Annotated in this window: 16 protein-coding genes; 8 read left to right on the top strand and 8 right to left on the bottom strand. The window is 71.5% G+C overall.

Translation table 11 applies throughout. The annotated features are described in order from the left end of the window. Positions 1-81 precede the first annotated feature (81 nt). Genes E1292_RS42990 through E1292_RS42980 form a run of 3 tightly spaced genes read right to left on the bottom strand, consistent with a single transcriptional unit; the run spans position 82 to position 2,481 of the window. On the bottom strand, positions 82-1,245 hold the full coding sequence (locus E1292_RS42990; RefSeq protein ID WP_132605265.1) for an acyl-CoA dehydrogenase family protein: 1,164 nt from the start codon (positions 1,243-1,245) through the stop codon (positions 82-84). A 49-nt stretch (positions 1,246-1,294) separates the two neighbouring features. After that, on the bottom strand, positions 1,295-1,807 hold the full coding sequence (locus E1292_RS42985; RefSeq protein ID WP_132605263.1) for a MaoC family dehydratase: 513 nt from the start codon (positions 1,805-1,807) through the stop codon (positions 1,295-1,297). 50 nt (positions 1,808-1,857) lie between these two features. Next, on the bottom strand, positions 1,858-2,481 hold the full coding sequence (locus E1292_RS42980; protein WP_132605261.1) for an ACT domain-containing protein: 624 nt from the start codon (positions 2,479-2,481) through the stop codon (positions 1,858-1,860). A 202-nt stretch (positions 2,482-2,683) separates the two neighbouring features. Between E1292_RS42980 and E1292_RS42975 the strand changes: the two genes are divergently transcribed. After that, entirely contained in the window at positions 2,684-3,763 is a 1,080-nt protein-coding gene (locus tag E1292_RS42975) for a serine hydrolase domain-containing protein (RefSeq protein WP_132605259.1), read from the top strand. Positions 3,764-3,779: 16 nt separating this feature from the next. On the opposite strand, the gene E1292_RS42970 is transcribed toward E1292_RS42975, so the two are convergent. After that, positions 3,780-6,890, bottom strand: coding sequence for a bifunctional cytochrome P450/NADPH--P450 reductase (locus E1292_RS42970; RefSeq protein ID WP_132605257.1), 3,111 nt, complete (start codon positions 6,888-6,890; stop codon positions 3,780-3,782). Positions 6,891-6,943: 53 nt separating this feature from the next. Here E1292_RS42970 and E1292_RS42965 point away from each other — a divergent pair, with 53 nt between their 5' ends. Next, on the top strand, positions 6,944-7,510 hold the full coding sequence (locus E1292_RS42965) for a TetR/AcrR family transcriptional regulator (RefSeq protein ID WP_165975030.1): 567 nt from the start codon (positions 6,944-6,946) through the stop codon (positions 7,508-7,510). Positions 7,511-7,520: 10 nt separating this feature from the next. On the opposite strand, the gene E1292_RS42960 is transcribed toward E1292_RS42965, so the two are convergent. Together E1292_RS42960 and E1292_RS42955 are read right to left on the bottom strand one after the other, a co-directional pair. Further along, positions 7,521-7,820: a hypothetical protein gene (locus tag E1292_RS42960; protein WP_132605253.1), complete on the bottom strand. Its 300-nt coding sequence runs from the start codon at positions 7,818-7,820 to the stop codon at positions 7,521-7,523. Positions 7,821-7,857: 37 nt separating this feature from the next. After that, a complete protein-coding gene (locus E1292_RS42955; RefSeq protein ID WP_246090731.1) occupies positions 7,858-9,105 on the bottom strand; it encodes a right-handed parallel beta-helix repeat-containing protein in 1,248 nt (415 codons plus the stop codon). Positions 9,106-9,410: 305 nt separating this feature from the next. Between E1292_RS42955 and E1292_RS42950 the strand changes: the two genes are divergently transcribed. After that, the gene (locus E1292_RS42950) at positions 9,411-10,916 is read left to right on the top strand and encodes a glycoside hydrolase family 13 protein (protein WP_132605251.1); all 1,506 of its coding nucleotides are present in this window, start codon (positions 9,411-9,413) and stop codon (positions 10,914-10,916) included. A gap of 53 nt (positions 10,917-10,969) precedes the next feature. After that, entirely contained in the window at positions 10,970-12,313 is a 1,344-nt protein-coding gene (locus tag E1292_RS42945) for a sensor histidine kinase (RefSeq protein WP_132605249.1), read from the top strand. 26 nt (positions 12,314-12,339) lie between these two features. On the opposite strand, the gene E1292_RS55280 is transcribed toward E1292_RS42945, so the two are convergent. Then, positions 12,340-12,471 carry a hypothetical protein gene (locus E1292_RS55280; protein ID WP_281284138.1) on the bottom strand — a complete coding sequence of 44 codons (132 nt, stop codon included), beginning with the start codon at positions 12,469-12,471 and terminating at the stop codon, positions 12,340-12,342. 111 nt (positions 12,472-12,582) lie between these two features. Here E1292_RS55280 and E1292_RS42935 point away from each other — a divergent pair, with 111 nt between their 5' ends. The 4 genes from E1292_RS42935 to E1292_RS42920 all read left to right on the top strand — a co-directional run bounded on the left by E1292_RS42935 (position 12,583) and on the right by E1292_RS42920 (position 17,215). After that, entirely contained in the window at positions 12,583-12,852 is a 270-nt protein-coding gene (locus E1292_RS42935; RefSeq protein WP_181958393.1) for a response regulator, read from the top strand. Positions 12,853-12,925: 73 nt separating this feature from the next. Continuing rightward, positions 12,926-14,962: an N-acetylneuraminate synthase family protein gene (locus tag E1292_RS42930; RefSeq protein ID WP_132605247.1), complete on the top strand. Its 2,037-nt coding sequence runs from the start codon at positions 12,926-12,928 to the stop codon at positions 14,960-14,962. Positions 14,963-14,987: 25 nt separating this feature from the next. After that, the gene (locus tag E1292_RS42925; protein ID WP_132605245.1) at positions 14,988-15,974 is read left to right on the top strand and encodes a glycosyltransferase family 2 protein; all 987 of its coding nucleotides are present in this window, start codon (positions 14,988-14,990) and stop codon (positions 15,972-15,974) included. Further along, complete coding sequence (locus E1292_RS42920; RefSeq protein ID WP_220447334.1) at positions 15,971-17,215, top strand: polysialyltransferase family glycosyltransferase; 1,245 nt, start codon at positions 15,971-15,973, stop codon at positions 17,213-17,215. Before E1292_RS42925 ends, E1292_RS42920 begins: the two co-directional genes overlap by 4 nt. Positions 17,216-17,235: 20 nt before the next feature. Here the strand turns inward: E1292_RS42920 and E1292_RS42915 are convergent. Beyond that, positions 17,236-18,252, bottom strand: a 1,017-nt coding sequence (locus tag E1292_RS42915) for a DUF6716 putative glycosyltransferase (protein ID WP_132605243.1), incomplete at its 5' end; no start/stop codon positions are given.

The following is an 18,252-nucleotide window of genomic DNA, read 5'->3' as shown; positions in this document are numbered from 1 at the left end:
GACACCCGCACCAACATACCCGTATCGGGCCAAGTGATGCGGTCCCGTACGGGGTTCGCACCCCTCGGAACGCCTCCCGCGTCACCAGCCGAGGCGGCCCTTTCCGGAAACGAGCGCGCGGGCGATCACCATGCGCTGGATGTCGTTGGTGCCCTCCCCGATGGCCATCAGCGGCGCGTCCCGGTAGAGCCGCTCGACCACGAACTCCTGGGAGTAGCCGTATCCGCCGTGGATCCGCATCGCCTCCAGCGAGGCCTTCAGCGCCACCTCCGAGGCGAAGTACTTCGCCATCCCCGCCTCCATGTCCACCCGCTCCCCCCTGTCGGCCCGCGCGGCCGACCAGTAGGTGAGCAGGCGGGCGGCCTGGATCTCGGTGGCCATGTCGGCGAGCTTGAGCTGGATGGCCTGGAAGTCCGCGATCGGCTGCCCGAAGGCCGTGCGCTCCCGGGCGTAGGAGAGCGCCGCGTCGTAGGCCGCCTGGGCGACGCCGACGGCGCGGGCCGCGATGTTGATGCGGCCGATCTCCAGCCCGCCGAGCACCTGCTGCATCCCTCGCCCTTCGACGCCTCCGAGCAGGCAGGACACCGGCACGCGCACCGCGTCGAGCACCACCTCGCACGTCTCGGTGCCCTTGTAGCCGAGCTTGGGCAGGTCCCGGCTGACGCTGAAGCCCTCTGCGGAAGGGTCGACGAGCAGCACCGACATGCCCCTGTGGGCGGGCTCCTCGATCGAGGTCTTGACGAGCACGGGCAGCGGGTCGGCGTGGCGGGCGTTGGTGATCCACGTCTTGGTGCCGGTCACGACGTAGTGGTCGCCGTCGCGTACGGCGCGCGTCTGAATGCCCTGCAGGTCGGTGCCCGCGCCCGGCTCGGTGAGCGCGATCGCGGTGCGGCGGACGCCGCCGGCCAGGTCGGCCAGGTGGCGGCTCTTCTGCTCCTCGGTGCCGTGGCGGGCGATCATCCAGCAGGCCAGTGAATGGGAGCCGATGGTGCCCGCCACGCCCATCCAGCCGCGCGCGATCTCCTCGAAGACCAGGGCGAACGACACCATGTCGGCGCCCATCCCGCCGTACTCCTCGGGGACGCTGAGGCCGAACAGCCCCATCTGCTTCATCTTGCCGATGATCTCGGCCGGGTACCGGCCGGAGTGCTCCCACTCGGTGGCCACCGGCAGGATCTCCTTCTCCACGAACGCCCGCAGGGTCTCGCGGAACGCCTTCTGCTCGTCCGTCAGCTCGAAGTCCATGGCTCTCTCGATCCGTCTAAGGGGCCGTCGAAGGGGCCGCTAGGGGCCGTCAGAGCGGGCCGGTCCTGGCCTGCGGGAAGTAGTCCTTGTCGTGCGGCGCGTCGCGCTTGTAGACCATGACGGTGCGCGTCCACGACATGATCTCGTCGCCGTCCTGGTTGAGCCCGCGCGTGTAGCAGGTGACGATGCCCGCGTACGGGCGCGATCTCGACTCGCGTTTCGCGGTGACCTTCGACTCGGCGTAGAGGGTGTCGCCCGCGAACACCGGGTGGGTGAGCCGGATGTCCTCCCAGCCGAGGTTCATGATCGCGGTCTGGCTGACGTCGATGACGGAGAGACCGAGCACGATGGCCACGGTCAGGCCGGAGTTCACGATGATCCTGCCGGTGGGCGCCCTGGCGGCGAAGTGGGCGTTGAAGTGGTTCTGGTTGGTGTTCATGGTCAGGAGCGTGAACCAGGTGTTGTCGGCCTCGCTGATCGTGCGGCCCATGGGGTGCTGGTAGACGTCCCCGACGGTGAAGTCCTCGTAGTAGCGGCCGATGCTGGGCTCGTGAACGGTCAAGGGCGGCTCCTGTTCGCACCGATCACGTTAGTGACGAGGTGATCGCCCGGTCAATGACCCGCGCGTACGGACGTGTGCCGGGCGGCGAGCGTGGCGACCACGTCCACGATGCGCGCGGCGCGTTCGACCTCGGCGCGGTGGAACACCGGCCCGCCGGCCCTGGCGACCACCACGTGCAGGCCCTGGGTGACCACCGGGAGCAACATCAGCCGCAGCTCGCGGGCGTCGACGGTGATGGCCCGCGGCGGGCGCTCGGGTGGGTCGAACTCGGCGGGGGCGGCCAGCGAGGCGTGCCGCACGGCGCCGTCGGCCACGGCCACCGACCATTCCGCCCCGCACAGCCCGGGCAGCGCGTCCACCAGCGTGGCGAACCCTCGTGCGGGCTCGGCCGCGACGTGCATCAACAGGTCGTAGTCGGGGGCGGATCCCGGCATCTCCTTGGTCTGCCAGACCCCTTCCACGCGCACGCCGGGCATGGAGGACAGCCGCTCGCTCGCCTCGCTCGGGCTGATCGGGCCGGGCCAGGAGACGGTGAAGTCGTCCACGGCGCGGCCGCACTCGCGCTCGAGCACAACGACCTGCAGGATGTCGGCTCCCAGCGCCCCCAGCGCCTTGGCGACCTGCCCCAGGCCGCCCGGCCTGTCCGGAAGAGACACCCTCAGTCGCAGCAGCATCGCGCCCCCCTTTCCAGAGGCTCCCACAGTGCCGTGGAGTGATGTCGAGCATGTTCCACGGATGTGTCGCACATGCTGCGGTTTATATCCCAGCATGCAGCGTTGAGTCCGGATTGTCGATAAAGCATGTTGCGGTTTTCCGCAGGTCATCGTATGGCGGACCGCATGGCCGGGTCCTCCCCTGATTTCTACAGTCGTCCCCATGATTTCCCTGAAGATAGCCGCTCTTTCGCTCGTCCTGACTACGCTCGCACCCGCGGACGACCGCTTCGAATCCCTAGAACGGCAGCTCGACAACCTGGTGAAGGCCAAGGCGCTGTCGGCGGCCCTGGTCCGGGTCAGCGACAAGGGCAAGGAATGGACGGCCGCCGCCGGATACCGCGACGTGGTCTCGCGCAGGCCGGCCGACCCCGAAGGCCATTTCCGCATCGGCAGCGTGACCAAGACGTTCGTGGCCACCGTCGTGCTGCAACTCGCCGACGAGGGCAAGCTGTCGCTCGACGACCCGGTGGCCGAGCACCTGCCCGGCGCGTTGCCCGAGGGCAGCCCGATCACGGTGCGGCAGGTGCTCAACCACACCAGCGGGCTGTTCGACTACGCCGGCGCGGGCATCCCCGGCTGGTCGCTGCGCGACTTCCGGCCGGTCGAGACGCGCTACGACCAGACGCCGGAGGAGCTGCTGGCGGTCGGGCTGTCCAAGCCGCCGTACTTCAAGCCGGGCGAGGGCTGGCGTTACTCCAACACGAACTACGTGGTGGCCGCCATGCTGATCGAGAAGCTGACAGGCGGCTCGTACGCCGACGCGATCACCACCAGGATCCTGCGGCCCCTCCGCATGACCCACACCTCCCTGCCGGGGCACCGCCAGTCGATGCCCCGGCCGCACGCCCATGGCTACGCCGTCCACAAGGGCAAGATGGTGGACGCCACCCGCATCAACCCGTCCCTGGAATACGGCGCGGGCGAGATGATCTCGACCACGGCCGACCTGTCCCGCTTTCTCGACGCCCTGCTGGGCGGGAAGCTGACCAGCAGGTCCGCGCTCAAGCAGATGCGCACCACGCGGCCGGCGGCCGAAGGCATGGGTTACGGGCTCGGCCTGCAGAGGTTCGACCTGACGTGCGGCAAGAGCGTCCACGGCCACAGCGGCGGCGTCTTCGGCTACATCACGTACGCGCTGCGCTCGGACGACGGCCGCACGCTCGTGGTGTCGGGCAACCCCTACAGCGGGACGACCCCCGCCGACGCCCTGCAGAAGGCCCTGGACACCACGTTCTGCTGACCAGGGCCTCGCGGGATCAGGCGAAGACGTCCTGCTGGTAGCGCCCGTCCGCCTCCAGCCCCGCCAGCCACGCCGCGCCGTCGCGGCCGGTCGCCCGGTGGTGGACGTCCAGCAGCGCCTGCCGCACGGCCGGCGCCATCCGCAGGCCGTCGCCGCAGACGTAGACGTGGGCGCCCTGCTCCAGCAGCTCCCACACCTCGTCCGCGCGCGCGGCGATGGCGTCCTGCACGAACCGGTGCGGATGCCCCGGCACGGCGGAGTACGCGGCGTGCACGGTCACCGCGTCCGACGCCGCCCAGGCGGCCAGCTCGCCCGCGTACAGCTGGTCGTGGTCCGGATGGCGGCAGCCGGTGAACACAGCGGCCCGGCCGGTCGCACAGGTCAGCGCCCGCTCCTCCAGGAAGCCGCGCAGCGGCGCGAACCCGGTGCCGGGGCCGACGAGGATCACCGGAGTGGCCGGGTCCGCGGGCAGCCGGAACGGCGGCGCGGGGACCCGGACGTATCCGTAGAAGACGTCACCCTCCTTCAGCCCGGCCAGGTAGGCCGAGCACATGCCGTGGTAGGTGCCGGAGCCGGACCAGGCGGGCCCCTCGACCAGGCCGACGGTGAGCCGGACGAGGCCGGGCTCGGCCAGCGGCGAGGAGGAGACCGAGTAGTAGCGCGGCCTGATCGGCCCGGCCATCTCCAGGAACGCGGGGAGCGGCAGCTCGATCGCCGGGAAGCGGTCGAGCAGGGCCAGCGGGGAGACCCGCTTGGCGAGGATCTCGTCGGCGTAGTTCGCGGTCAGCTCGGCGATCTGGCCGCGGGTCCACGGGCAGGCGGTGTGCGCGGCCAGCGCCTCCAGGTCGGACCTGGTGGCCACCTCCTGCAGCTCGGCGAACTCGGTCAGCAGCAGGCCCGCCGTGACCGGCGTGCCGACGGGCAGGTGGGTGGCTCCGGCGGCGCGCAGCCGTACCACCTGGTCCCGGGGGACGCGCAGGCGGCCCAGCGCCCACTCCACCAGCTCGGGGTCGTTCTTGGCGAAGACGGCCACGTGGTCGCCGGCCGTGTAGGTGACGCCCTCGGGCAGCCTGGCCACGATGGAGCGCACGCCGGGGCGGGGCGCCTCGATCGAGAAGTCCCAGAGCCCGGCGGGGTCGCCGGTCAGCTCCCCGGTGAAGACGACGGTCAGCGGGAAGGCCCGCTCGGACACGACCGCAGGCCGGACCTCGGTCTCGCTGAGCACCTCCATCTCGTAGCGGGGGCCCACGCCCGCGGTGGGCGCGCTGTACTCCTCGGCCAGCGCCTCCCACAGCCGGGCCGTCCACGCCGACACGGCACCGTCGAAGTCGCCGTCCGTGTCGGCCTCGCCGCGCTCGATCAGCGGCACGGCGCCCGCCGCCGCCAGCTTCTCGTACGCCCGCTTGGGGAACTCCTGGTAGGTGGGCCACTGCGTGTTGCCGCAGCCCAGCACGGCCAGCCGCACCCCGGACATGTCGGGCAGCGACTCCAGGGCGTCGAAGCGCTGGGCGTTGTCGGGGGCCTTGCCGTTGTAGGAGGAGGCGACCACGACGAGCAGGCCCTCGCCCGGCGGCGTCAGCTCGTCCAGCGCCGTCAGCGTGGTGGCGAACCCGGCTCGCCCGGCCCGCTCGGCCAGGCGTTCGGCGATGTCGGCGCTGGTGCCGAGGTTGGAGCCGTACGCGACGGTGAGGGGGACGCCGGTGACGGCGATCTCCTGCTGCTCGCTCTCCCGCGCCTCCGGCACGGCCACGACCGCCCGCTCGTGGGCGCGGCGCTCGCGGACCCTGAGCGTGAAGCCGTCCGGCTTGAGGGTGAGCATCTGCTTGATCTTCATGCGGTAGACGCTCGGGTCGGACACGGCGAACCGCCGCAGGATCAGCGCGAGGGCGAGCCTGGCCTCGGTGAGCGCGAACTGGCGGCCGATGCAGGCCCGCTCGCCGTTGCCGAAGGGCTTGTACGCCGCCGGGTGGTGCTCCTTCTTCTGGTCGGGCAGCCAGCGGTCGATGTCGAACTCGGCGGGCCGATCCCACGCCTTGGGGTGGCGGTGCAACGCCGGCAGCAGCACGCCGGTCCTGGCGCCCTCGGGCAGGGCATAGTCGCCGATCGTGGTGTTCTCCATCGGGCTCACCCCGAACAGCGGGATCGGCGACCAGACGCGCAGCGTCTCCTCCAGGATGCGGGGGATCACGTCGAGCTTCATGATCGTCTCGTAGGAGGGCGGCTCGTCGTCCGGCAGCAGCCGGTCCACCTCGTCGTACGCGCGGGCCAGGGTGTGGGGCTCGCGCAGCAGGTTGTACAGCGCGAAGGAGAGCAGGCCGCTGGTCGTCTCGTGCCCGGCGATCAGGAAGGTGAGGACCTGGTTGCGGATGTTCTCGTCGGACAGGCGGGCGCCGCTTCGCGGGTCGGACGCCTCCAGCATGAGCCCGAGCAGGTCCTTCGAGCCGGTCGAGCCTTCGGCGCGGCGCTGCCTGATCACGTCGTCGACGAGCTCCTGCATGGTGGCGATGTCGCGGCGGTAGGCCACCTCACGTTTGCGCTGCAGCTTGGTGACGAACGGGAGCTGCTGGTTGCGCAGCATGGCCTCGGTCAGCGCGCCGCCCATGGCCTTGAGGAACGGGTGCAGCTCGGGCGAGTCGAACGAGTGGAAACGGTAGCCGAACCCGGTGAGCGAGATCGTGTCCAGGGTGAGCCGGGTCATGTCGTCGGCGACGGGCAGGTCCTCCCCCTGGCGGACGGCCCACGACGCGACGAGCTGCTCGGCGACCTCGAGCATCTGCGGGTAGTACGCCTTCATCGAGCGCTGGCTGAAGGCCGGCATCAGGATGCGGTGCGCCTGCCCCCAGACGGGCTCGTCCCGGTCGGCGGTGAACAGCCCGTCGCCGGCGAAGTCGCGCACGATCGACAGCGGCGGGTTGATGCGCTTGACGAACCGGCTCTCGTCGCACACCTCCGCGACCAGGTCAGGGTCGTACACCAGGACGACCGTGCGACCGGCGATCTCGAGCTGGAAGATGCCCTCCTCGTACCGGGAGGCGACCTTGACGAAGTGCTCCACCGGCGAGTGCGAGGGGATCTGCAGCGTGTTGCCCACGACGGGCAGGCCCGGCGGCGCGGGGATGCGTGCCATGAGAGCTCCCTTGATTAGCCATACACCGTATGGCGGACGCTACCATACGGCGTATGGCTGTGAGCGCGCGCAGAGGGACACCCCTGACACTGGAAGAGATCAGCTCCACGGCACTGCGCCTGATTGACGAGGGCGGCGTGGAGGGGTTGTCCATGCGCAAGCTGGCGGCCGAGCTCAACGTCAACCCGATGTCGCTCTACCACCACGTGGCGAGCAAGGACGCGCTGATCAGGCTGATCTGCGCCACGATCCAGCAGCGCGTGCGCATCCCGCCGGACGACGGCACTCCATGGCAGGACCAGCTGAGAGCGCTGGCCGTGGCCTACTACCGGCACGCGCGCAGCCACCCGGCCATGTGGACCCATCTGCACGCCCACCCGGAGATCATCGAGGACAGGACGCTGGTGATCTGGGCCACCCTCTACCGCATCCTGCGGCAGGCCGGGGTGCCGGAGCCCGAGCTGCGCCGGACGAGCGACGTGCTGCACGCGTTCGTCACGGGGCTGATCACCACCGAGGTCCAGGGCCACGTGCCGGACGACCCCGACGAGACCGCCCGCACCTTCGACACGGCCGTCCACCTGATGATCAACGGCTTGGCGAGCTATTCCGCCCGGTAGGCGCGCGGGCTCAGCCGGCGGCGGCCCAGACGGCCTCGAAGGCCGCCGCGGTGATCTCGGTCAGCTCCCAGATCTCCAGCGGCTGGTCGGTCAGGAAGCCGTCGTCGTCCTGCAGCCGCCGCCACCAGTAGCGGCGGGCCGCCCGGTCGGCGCCCACCTCCACCTGCCTGACCGCCCAGTGCTCGCCGTCGCCCTCGACGCTCTCGAACAACCAGGCCCGCCCGTCCTCGTCACCCATGTGCCAGTAGCGGCGGGGAGCGTCGGACTCGGCGAGCTGCCTCACCAGAGGCCCGCGAACATCGTGCAGCACATGGCTCACTCTAGACCCGGCGGACGGTGGCAGCGGGTCAGCGCTGGTACGCCCCCGCGTCGGGCGAACCGGTCAGCGCCTTGCCCTTCATGTCCTTGGCGAAGGCCTTGCCGCCGTACCAGGAAGGGGGCAGGGCGATGCCGCGGCCGAGCGCCGGGGAGCCGGCGCCGAGGCGCAGGTCGGTGCGGGAGGTGAACTGCGGGTCGGCCATGACCGACTTCGGGCCCAGCTTGAACCTGGTCTTGCGGCCCTTGTACACGCTGCCGCCCTCGTCGGCGCCCTTGCCGTCCTCGAAGCCGGTCTCGCCGCCGACGACGATCACGTTGTTGCGCAGCTTCAGGATGGACGGCGCGCAGCCGTCGTGGCAGGACCAGCCGACGGTGTCCCTGGCCGGCAGGTAGACCGAGTTGTGCACGGCGACCGTGCCCTTGACCGGCCCGACGATGTGGCGGGGACCGCGGGTGATGAGGAAGGAGCCGCGCTTGCGCGAGGAGGTGACGACGTTGAAGGCGAACACGTTGCCGGTGGCGGTCTTGCCCTTCTTGGCGCCGAGCTCCGTGAACGTCTCGTTGTTCCTGGCGGTGTTGTGGGTGACGCGGTTGCGGTCGCCGCCGAAGACCTCGACGGCGGCGCCGTCGGTGCCGTAGTCCTTGCTCTTGGCGAAGCTGCCGGTGATGGTGTTGCGGGTCACCACGTTGTCGTCGCCGTTGAGCAGCACGCCGAAGGCGCCGGAGTCGTTGTCGCCGCCCTCGTTGTTGACGCTCATCCGGTTGTTGTCGGTGAAGACGCTGTCGCGGATGGTGTTGCGGGCGCCGGAGGGCGTGACGAAGGCCCCGGCGATGTTCTTGTCGGCCTGCACGCCGATCAGCTCGTTGTAGTCGCCGTCGAGCCGGAACCCGGCCCAGCGGCAGGCGGAGGCCCGCAGGCCGCTGATGCGCCAGTGATCGCCCTTGACCACGACGCAGTCGCCGTCGGAGCCGCTGATCTTCGGCTTGGCTCCGGAGCCGTGCGTCGTGATGGTGATCGGCTGGGCCTTAGTGCCGCTGGAGGTGAGGGTGATGGGCCCGGTGAAGCCGCTGCCGCGCCTGACGCTGACGGTGTCGCCCGGCTCGAGGCCGGAGATCGCGTGGTCGAGCGACTTCCACGCGGTGCTCGCGCTGGTGCCGGCGGCCGCGTCGTCGCCCGACCGGGAGTCGACGTAGTACGTCGTTCCCGCGTGGGCCTGAGCCACGGCCGGCGCGGCCGGCAGGAGCGAAACGATGACGGCTACGGGCAACACCCTCATGCGAGCACACCACTATCTAGTTGACACACTGACCACGGCAGAGGCCACCGTAGCGTGATCACGGGGCGGGACGCCACACGCTCGTTCACATCCCCGGCCCTCGTGGCGGCTCGGCCAGAACCGCAAGAACTTGCGCAACCGTACGGTCCGATCCGCACCCACTCTGACCTCCTGACCGGCCGCTCCAGCGGGAGACGGTGATCCTTGCAACTTTCCGCAAGTTGCACTTGACCGCCGGAGAACGATCGCGGCATCCTTCACCAGACCATCCCGACATCTCGGGACATCCCGGGGGAAGGACAGACATGCTCGGCAACGACGACTGGTGGCGTGACGCCGTCGTGTACCAGGTGTATCCCCGCAGCTTCGCCGACTCCGACGGCGACGGCGTCGGCGACCTCGAAGGCGTGCGCGGCCGGCTGCCCTACCTCGCGCGCCTGGGCGTGGACGCCATCTGGCTGAGCCCCTTCTACACCTCCCCGATGGCCGACGGCGGCTACGACGTGGCCGACTACCGGGACGTGGACCCCATGTTCGGCTCGCTCGGCGACTTCGACGCGCTCGTCGCCGACGCGCACGAGGCCGGCATCAGGGTCATCGCGGACCTCGTCCCGAACCACTCCTCCGACCGGCACCCGTGGTTCCAGGCCGGGCTGCGCGACCGCTACATCTTCCGCGATCGGCCCAACGACTGGGAGTCGATCTTCGGCGGCCCCGCCTGGACCCAGGTCGAGGACGGGCAGTGGTACCTCCACCTGTTCGCTCCCGAGCAGCCCGACCTCAACTGGGAGAACCCGGAGGTGCGCGCCGAGTTCCGCGACATCCTGCGGTTCTGGCTCGACCGCGGCGTGGACGGCTTCCGCATCGACGTCGCGCACGGCATGGTCAAGGCCGCCGGGCTGCCCGACGTGGGGGCGAAGGACGGTCGCCAGGCCGAAATGCTGGGCGGGGAGCAGGTGCCGTACTTCGACCAGGACGGCGTGCACGACATCTACCGCGAGTGGCGGCCGATTCTCGACTCCTACCCGGGCGGCCGGATGGCGGTGGCCGAGGCGTGGGTGTCCTCGCCGGAGCGGCTGGCCCGCTACATCGGCCCGGACGAGCTGCACCAGGCGTTCAACTTCGACTTCATGCTGGCCGACTTCCACGCCAAGTCGTTCCGTACGGTCATCGAGAAGTCGCTGAAGGAGGCGGAGACGGTCGGGGCGCCCACCACGTGGGTGCTGTCCAACCACGACAAGCCGCGCCACGTCACCCGCCACGGCGGACCGGCCCGCGCCCGGGCGGCCACCCTGCTCATGCTGGCCCTGCCCGGCTCGGCCTACCTCTACAACGGCGAGGAGCTGGGCCTGCCCGAGGTGCTCGACCTGCCGGACGAGCTGCGCCAGGACCCGGCGTTCCTGCGCCGCGGCGACAGCCGCGACGGCTGCCGGGTGCCCATCCCGTGGACCCGCTCGGCAGGCATGGGCTGGACCGACCCGTGGTTGCCGATCCCCGCCTCGTGGGCGGCGCTGTCGGCGCAGGCCCAGGAGGACGACCCCGGCTCCACGCTGAACCTCTACCGGGCCGCCCTGCGGATCCGCAAGGAGCACCCGGCGCTCGGCGGCGGGACGCTCACGTGGCTCGACTCCCCCGAGGACGTGCTGGCCATCGAGCGCGACCCCGGCCTGGTCGTGGTGGTCAACACGGGCGAGGAGCCGGTGCGTCCCGACGTGACGGGCGAGGTGCTGCTGTCGAGCGGGCCGCTGCCGGGCGACGGGTCCGTGCCGCCGGACACCACGGTCTGGCTCCAGCGCTCCACGGTTGGGTGAATCTTTGTCCTGACCCGACATACAGCGGCAATCACGCTCGGTAACCTCGGGGGATGGCACCCTGGTGGGCCAGGTCCCTGCGCGGACGCGTGACCCTCATCGCGACGGCCGTTGCCGCCCTCGTGTTCATCCCCCTCGCCATCGTCGGCATCGTGGTGGCCAGGTCCGTCATCGAGGCGAGCGTCTTCCAGTCGACGAGGGACACCGCCGAGCGCATCGCCGCCGAGATGCGCGGCGGCGCGCTGCCCGCGGGCGCCGCCATCCCGGTGGTCAACCCGTCGGTCGACCTGATCCAGGTCATCGGCCCCAGCGGGCAGATCCTCGCCACGAGCGACGCGGCCAGGAACCTGCCGCCGCTCAGCGACGTGCGCCCCACGCAGGAGACCCAGGACATCAGCACCACGAACTGCCTGCCCAGCGAGTGCGTGCATCTGTCGGCGGTACGGGTGACCATCTTCGACGACTCCCCCGTCGTGTACGCCGGCCGCAGGGCCCCCGACGTGCTCGACACCCGCGTTCTCGAAGTGATCGTCTTCGTCCAGGTCGCGGTCCTGATCGCGCTGGCCTCGTGGACCACGTGGCTGGTCACGGGGAAGGCGCTGCGCCCGGTGGCGATCATGCGAGCCGAGCTGGACGCCGTCCGCGCCGGCGATCTGAGCCACCGGGTATCGCAGCCGCCGGGCGACGACGAGCTGGCCCAGCTGGCCCGGTCGGTCAACAACACGCTGGCCCGGCTGGAGCGCTCCGCCGAGCAGCAACGCCAGTTCGCCTCCGACGCCTCGCACGAGCTGCGCACCCCCATCGCCGGGCTGCGCGCCCAGCTCGAAAGCGCCCAGCTGTACCCGGAGGACACCGACGTCGAATCGCTGGTGAGCGGCAGCCTGCGCGACACCGACCGTCTGGAGGCCATCATCACCGACCTGCTGCTCCTGGCCAGGATCGGATCCCAGGTGGACTCCGCCAAGGAGTGCGTCGACCTGGCCGTGCTGGTGCGCCAGGAGCTGTCCACCCGCTCCGACAAGGTGCCCGTCCAGGTGGAGCTGGAGGAGGGGGTGGTGGTCGAAGGGGTACGCGTCCAGCTCGGCAGGGTGCTGACGAACCTGCTGGACAACGCCCAGCGGCACGCCGAGTCCCGGGTCCTGGTCACGGTCTCCCGCGCGGACGGCATGGCGGTGCTGGCCGTCGAGAACGACGGGATGGAGATAGCCGTGGAGGACCGCGAGCGCATCTTCGAACGCTTCACCCGCCTGGACGCGGCCCGCAGCCGTGACGCGGGCGGCACCGGGCTGGGCCTGGCCATCGCCCGGGACGTGGCGATGGCGCACGGCGGCCGGATCGCCGTCGAGGACCGCCCGGGCGGGGCGAGGTTCGTCCTGCGGCTCCCGCTCGTGCGGTGACGGCGTTCCCTCACCCCGCGCCCTGACTAGACCGTCGTCATCTCGCGCCCGGCCCCGGTCTCCTGCGGCTCGGCCTCGTCCAGCAGCGTGGCCAGACCGGCGCCGGTCACGCCCGCGGCCCCCTTCGACGCGATCATCATGAACACCAGCAGCGCCACCTGCTCGCCGAGCTCCAGCGGCGAGCCCGTGGCCGTGGCGATGAAAGCGTGACCATGGTCAGGTAGACGGCGGTGCCGTCGAGGTTGAAGGAGTAGCCGGTCGGCACCCCGATGCCCGCCACGGTGTCGCTCGGCATCTCCCAGTACCTGCTCAAGCCGTTCACCTACGCGACACCGCTGGAGAAGCTCACGCGTCACGCCCGGTTCAAGGAGGAGGCCGGCCTGGCGATCGGGCAGGGCGACGTGGACCGCGTGCTGAGCGCCCTCAGGGCGCGCCGCTACCTGGAACACCTGGTGGAGCTGGGCGTGGCCGCCCGCGAACCGCGGTACGGCGGAGTGGGCCGGCCAGAGTTGCTCTACCGGATCCCCATGGAAAGTTAATGACGGTGACGCTGGCCGTTCAACCCGGCCTTCTAGCTTCTGGGTGCAATCCGACGTACCGAGGAGACCCACCGTGCGAGTCCTGGCCGTAGTTCCCGCCCGCGGAGGTTCGGCGGGCGTTCCCTTGAAGAACCTCGCCCTGGTCGGGGGCGTGCCCCTGGTCACCCGCGCCGTGCGGGCGTGCCTGCGCGCCGAACTCGTGGACGAGGTCGTGGTCAGCACCGACCACGCGGGCATCGCCGAGACCGCCAGGCAGGCGGGGGCGACCGTGGTCGACCGGCCCGAGGAGCTGAGCGGCTCGACCGCCTCCAGCGAGTCGGCGGTGCTGCACGCGCTCGACGCCCTCGGCGCCGACCCCGAGGTCGTGGTGCTCGTGCAGTGCACGAGCGCGTTCATCGATCCCGCCGACCTGTCGGCGGCGGTGCGCAAGGTGCTGGCCGGCCAGGCCGACTCGGTCGTGTCGGGGCTGCCGACGCACGAGTTCCTCTGGACGGCCACCGGCGGGGGCGTCAACCACGACCCCGCCGTCAGACCGCGCCGCCAGGACCGCGAGCCCCAGTTCCGCGAGAACGGCGCCTTCTACGTCATGCGCACCGCCGGCCTGCGCGAGCGCGGCCACCGCTTCTTCGGACAGGTCACCGTGCAGCCGGTGCCGCCGCAGCACGCCATCGAGGTCGACGACCCCGAGGACCTCGAACTGGTCCGCGCGCTGGCCCCGTTCCTCGACGAGCCGGAGCCGATCGACGTCGACGCGGTCATCACCGACTTCGACGGCGTGCACACCGACGACCGTGCCTACGTCGACTCCGAGGGCCGGGAGATGGTGCTGGTCAGCCGCTCCGACGGGATGGGCGTGTCGCTGCTGAGGCGGTCGGGTGTGAAGGTGCTGGTGATGTCGACCGAGCGCAACCCGGTGGTGGCCGCCCGCGCCCGCAAGCTGGGCGTGCCCGTGCTGCAGGGGCTCGCCGACAAGCGCACCGTGCTGCGCGACTGGCTCGACATCGAGGGCCTCGACCCGGCCAGGGTCGCCTACGTCGGCAACGACGTCAACGACCTGGGCCCGATGGCCGAGGTCGGCTGGCCCGTCGCGACGCCCGACGCGCACCCGCGCGTGCGCGCCGCCGCCCGCGTGGTGCTGACCAGGCCCGGCGGGTCGGGGGCGGTGCGCGAGCTGTGCGACCGGGTCGTGGCCGCCCGCCCCGCGCCCCCCGTCGCCGAGGCGAGGACGGAGCGCAGGCTCGGCCCGGTGGCGATCGGCGACGTGCTGGTCGGCGACGGCGAGCCCGTCTACGTGATCGGCGAGATCGGCATCAACCACAACGGCGACCTCGACATCGCCCGCCGCCTCATCGACGTGGCCGCCGACGCGGGCTGCCAGGCGGTCAAGTTCCAGAAGCGCACTCCGGCGATCTGCGTGCCCGAGGAGCAGAAGGGCCAGGTCCGGCAGACGCCGTGGGGCGAGATGACGTACCTGGAGTACAAGGAGCGGACCGAGTTCGGCCACGACGAGTACCGCCAGATCGCGAAATACTGCGACGAGCGGGGGCTGCACTGGTTCGCCTCCCCATGGGACGTGCCGTCGGTGGAGTTCCTGGAGGAGATGGACGTCCTGGCGCACAAGGTGGCCTCGGCGAGCGTCGCCGACCACGAGCTGCTGCGCGTCCTGGCCGCCACCGGCAAGCCGGTCATCCTGTCGACCGGCATGTCGACGCTGCCGGAGATCGACCGGGCCGTCGAGATCCTCGGCACCGAGAAGCTGATCATGATGCACGCGACGTCCACGTACCCGCTGCCTCCCGAGGAGGCGAACCTGCGCACGATCACCACGCTCAAGGAGCGCTACGGCGTGCCCGTCGGCTACTCCGGGCACGAGCGCGGGCTGCAGATCTCGCTGGCCGCCGTGACGCTCGGCGCGGTCTGCGTCGAGCGGCACATCACGCTCGACAGGACCATGTGGGGCTCCGACCACGCCGCCTCGCTGGAGCCGGCGGGCCTGGAGCACCTCGTACGCGACATCCGCGTCATCGAGCAGGCCATGGGCGACGGCGTCAAGCGCGTCTTCCCCGGCGAGGAGGCCCCCAAGGCCCGCCTGCGCCGGGTGACCGTCTGACCGTCCCCCATCAGGAGATCCGTACGTGATCACTCTCTCCGTCGTCGTGCCCGTGCGGGACGGCGAGCGGTTCATCGCCGACGCGCTCGCCTCGCTCTGCCGTAACGCCCGGCACGACTTCGAGTTCATCGTCGTGGACGACGGGTCCGAGGACGCCACGGGCGACATCGTGGAGGACTTCCTCCTCGACCTGCCCGGGCTGAGCCTGGTGCGCAACCGCGCTCCCGCGGGGCTGGCCGACGCGCGCAACACGGGGCTGTCGGCCGCGTCGGGCCGGTACGTCACGTTCCTGGACGGCGACGACTGGCTGGCCCCCGGCTACCTGGCGCAACTGGTCGAGGCCGTCGACGGGCTCGGGTGCGACTTCGTCCGCACCGACCATGTCCAGGTCGAGGGCCGCAAGCGGGTCGTGCACCGGGCCCCGCTGGCCGCCCCGAGGGGCTCGGTGCTCGAGGCGCGCGGCGCCATCATGCCCGCGGGGGTCCGGACCATGGTGGACTACCCGTACGCGTGGGCCGGGGTCTACCGGCGCTCCCTGGGCGACCTGCTCCACTTCCCCGGCTCGCTGCACACCGCCGAGGACCGTCCGTGGATCTGGCGGCTGCACAGGGAGGCCGCCACGTTCGCGGTGGTGTCGCTGGCCGGCGTGTTCTACCGGCGCCTGGTCTCCGGGTCGCTGACGCAGGTGGGCGACGAGCGCCAGCTGCACTTCTTCGACGCGTTCGAGCTGGTCTTCAAGGACGTGGAGCCGGAGTTCCTGCCCAAGGCGGTGCGGAACTTCTGCGCGCTGCTGGCCCACCACCTGGACATCGGCGACCGTCTCGCGCCCGAGCTGCGCGCCCGCTTCGAGGAGCGCGGCGCGGAGATGGTGGGCGCGCTGCCCCCGGAGCTCGTGGCGGAGTCGGTGGCCGGGATGGCCTGCGACCGCGAGGCGCTGCTGCGGGCCCTGGTGCCCGGCCTGCCCCCCAGCCCGCACAGCCGGGTCCGCCGTGACCGGGAGGAGTCCCCGTGAAGGTCTTCTACGCCTCGACGTTGTTCGGGGCGATGTCGCTGGCCGCCGCCATCGACGACGGCCGGTTCGGCGACGGCCGGCGCGTGCTCGTGGTGTCGAACAACGCGGCCGTGCCCGAGGTGGCGACGCCGCTCGACGGGACGCCCGGCTTCGCGCCGCTGCGCGGCCGCTTCGACGAGGTCGTCTCGTGGAACGAGCTCATCGCCCCCTTGCATCCGTCCGACTGGCGGGCGCGGGTCATCGAGGTGCCCATGATGGAGCGCCTCATCCGCTCCCACTGGGGGCTGGACGGGGTCGAGGAGCTGGTGGTGGAGTCGATCGCGGTGCCGCCCGCCCGCACGATCGCGGGACTGGTGCGCGACTGCCCGATCACCGTCTACTCCGACGGGTTGATGAGCTACGGTCCGACCCGCGACCCGCTGCCCGCCGAGATCTTCCGCCGCGTCGGGCGGCTGCTCCACCTGGACCTCGTGCCGGGCCTGACGCCGCTGCTGCTCAGCGAGTACGGCGTCGCGCCCGAGATCCTGCCCGGCGAGCGCTTCCTGTCGGTGCTGGACGAGGTGGCCGCCACCGCGCCAGGACCGCCCGCGGGACAGGCGATGATCCTCGGCCAGTACCTGTCGGCGCTGGAGATCGTCACACCGGAGGAGGAGGCCGCGCTGCACGAGACGATGCTGGCGGCGCTGGCCGCCCGCGGCTGCACCGACGTCGTGTTCAAACCGCACCCGGCCGCCGGGCGCCGGCACGCCAGGCTCCTGCGGGCCGCGGCCGGGCCTCTGGGGGTGGACCTGTCGGTGGCCGCCGAGAGCGTGCCCGCCGAGGTGTGCTTCGCGGCGCTGCGGCCCGAGCTGGTCGTGGGCTGCTTCTCCACCGGGCTGGTGACCGCGCAGCGCTACTTCGGGCTGCAGGTCGCGTCGTACGGCACCGGCATGGTGCTGGAGCGGCTGGCGCCGTACGAGAACAGCAACAGGATCCCGGTCACGATCGTGGACGCGCTGCTGCCCCGGCTGTCGGCGGAGGGCGAGATCGAACGGCCGCCCGCCGTGGACCTGCCCGGCCTCGTACGGACCGTGGGCTACTGCATGCAGGCCGACACCTATCCGCAGCTGCGTCCGGACGGCATCGCGTTCGACGCCCGCTACTTCAAGCGCAGGCGGCTCGAGGCGCTGGACCTGGTGGCCCCGCCCGCCAGGTCCGGCGCGCTGACCAGACTGCGCAGGAAGATCAGATCAGCGATCTGACCTCTCCTCACGCGCGGCGTTCATGAGAGGGCCTTCAGGTAGCGGCGCACGCGGCGCTTGGCGCGGTAGCCCGCTCGCAACATCGTGGGATGCACCTCCACCCGCAGCCGGGCCTTGCGCCGGGCGGCGGCGTGCTCGGGCCCGTCCAGCAGCGACCGGGCGGGTGTCCCCGGCCGGTCGCTCACCAGCCCGGCCAGCAGCCCCGCCCAGGCGTTGCGCTCCGGCGGGTGGAAGTAGTTGGCCGCGCACCACTCGGCCGAGGCGGTGCGGAAGTCGCCCTTGGCCAGGTCGTCCAGCGTGCCCAGCAGGCCGCTGCCCTCGAACACCAGGTTGATCATCTCGGCGCTGACGCCGAAGTCGCTCAGCACCAGCGAAGGTACGCCCAGCGCGATCGCCTCCAGCGCCGCCGTCGAGCTCACCGTGACGAACCCGGCCGCCCGCGTGAGCTGGTCGTGCATCGACCCGGCGGCGAAGGCGAGCCGCCCGGGCTCGCCCATCTCCCGCCACAACCGCTGGTAGTGGTGGCGCTCGTTGTGCGTCTGCCGCTCGTCCTCTAGGGCGCGCAGCTTGACCACCACGTCGAGCTCCGGCCGCCGGCCGGCGAGCTCGGCGAGCGCCAGCAGGACGCGCTCGCGCTCCTCGCGCGGGCGCGGCACCTTGGCCTGGGTGGCGAACACGATCCGGTTCCCGCCCCCGGCCACGGCATCGGCACGCAGGAACGGCAGCCTGGCCAGGCCGACCGCCCCTCCCCCGCCGAGCCGGCCGGCGATGTCGCGGAACTCGGCCACCTCCCGCTCGCTGTGCACCACGAACAGGTCGCAGCCGCTGCGGAACACCCACGCCTTCTCCGTGGCCGGCACCGAGATGCCCGGCAGCCCGCTGACGAACACGGGCCTCGGCCTCAGCCCCGCGAACACCTCGGAGACCAGCACGTCCACCACCGGGCCCGTGCAGGCCACGAGGATCACGTCCGGCCGCGTGCGCTCGGCCAGCCTGCGCACCGACCGCGCCGACACCACCGGCGGCGCCTCCCGCCC

The organism is Nonomuraea deserti (assembly GCF_004348685.1).
Lineage (GTDB): Bacteria > Actinomycetota > Actinomycetes > Streptosporangiales > Streptosporangiaceae > Nonomuraea > Nonomuraea deserti.
This window is presented reverse-complemented; position numbering and strand designations above follow the sequence as displayed.

Bases quoted from the DNA above. Each gene is read 5' to 3' on its own strand.
- E1292_RS42990 (WP_132605265.1), bottom strand. From the start codon at position 1,245: ATGGACTTCGAGCTGACGGACGAGCAGAAGGCGTTCCGCGAGACCCTG.
- E1292_RS42980 (WP_132605261.1), bottom strand. From the start codon at position 2,481: ATGCTGCTGCGACTGAGGGTGTCTCTTCCGGACAGGCCGGGCGGCCTG.
- E1292_RS42975 (WP_132605259.1), top strand. From the start codon at position 2,684: ATGATTTCCCTGAAGATAGCCGCTCTTTCGCTCGTCCTGACTACGCTC.
- E1292_RS42970 (WP_132605257.1), bottom strand. From the start codon at position 6,890: ATGGCACGCATCCCCGCGCCGCCGGGCCTGCCCGTCGTGGGCAACACG.
- E1292_RS42965 (WP_165975030.1), top strand. From the start codon at position 6,944: ATGGCTGTGAGCGCGCGCAGAGGGACACCCCTGACACTGGAAGAGATC.
- E1292_RS42955 (WP_246090731.1), bottom strand. From the start codon at position 9,105: ATGAGGGTGTTGCCCGTAGCCGTCATCGTTTCGCTCCTGCCGGCCGCG.
- E1292_RS42950 (WP_132605251.1), top strand. From the start codon at position 9,411: ATGCTCGGCAACGACGACTGGTGGCGTGACGCCGTCGTGTACCAGGTG.
- E1292_RS42945 (WP_132605249.1), top strand. From the start codon at position 10,970: ATGGCACCCTGGTGGGCCAGGTCCCTGCGCGGACGCGTGACCCTCATC.
- E1292_RS42935 (WP_181958393.1), top strand. From the start codon at position 12,583: ATGCCCGCCACGGTGTCGCTCGGCATCTCCCAGTACCTGCTCAAGCCG.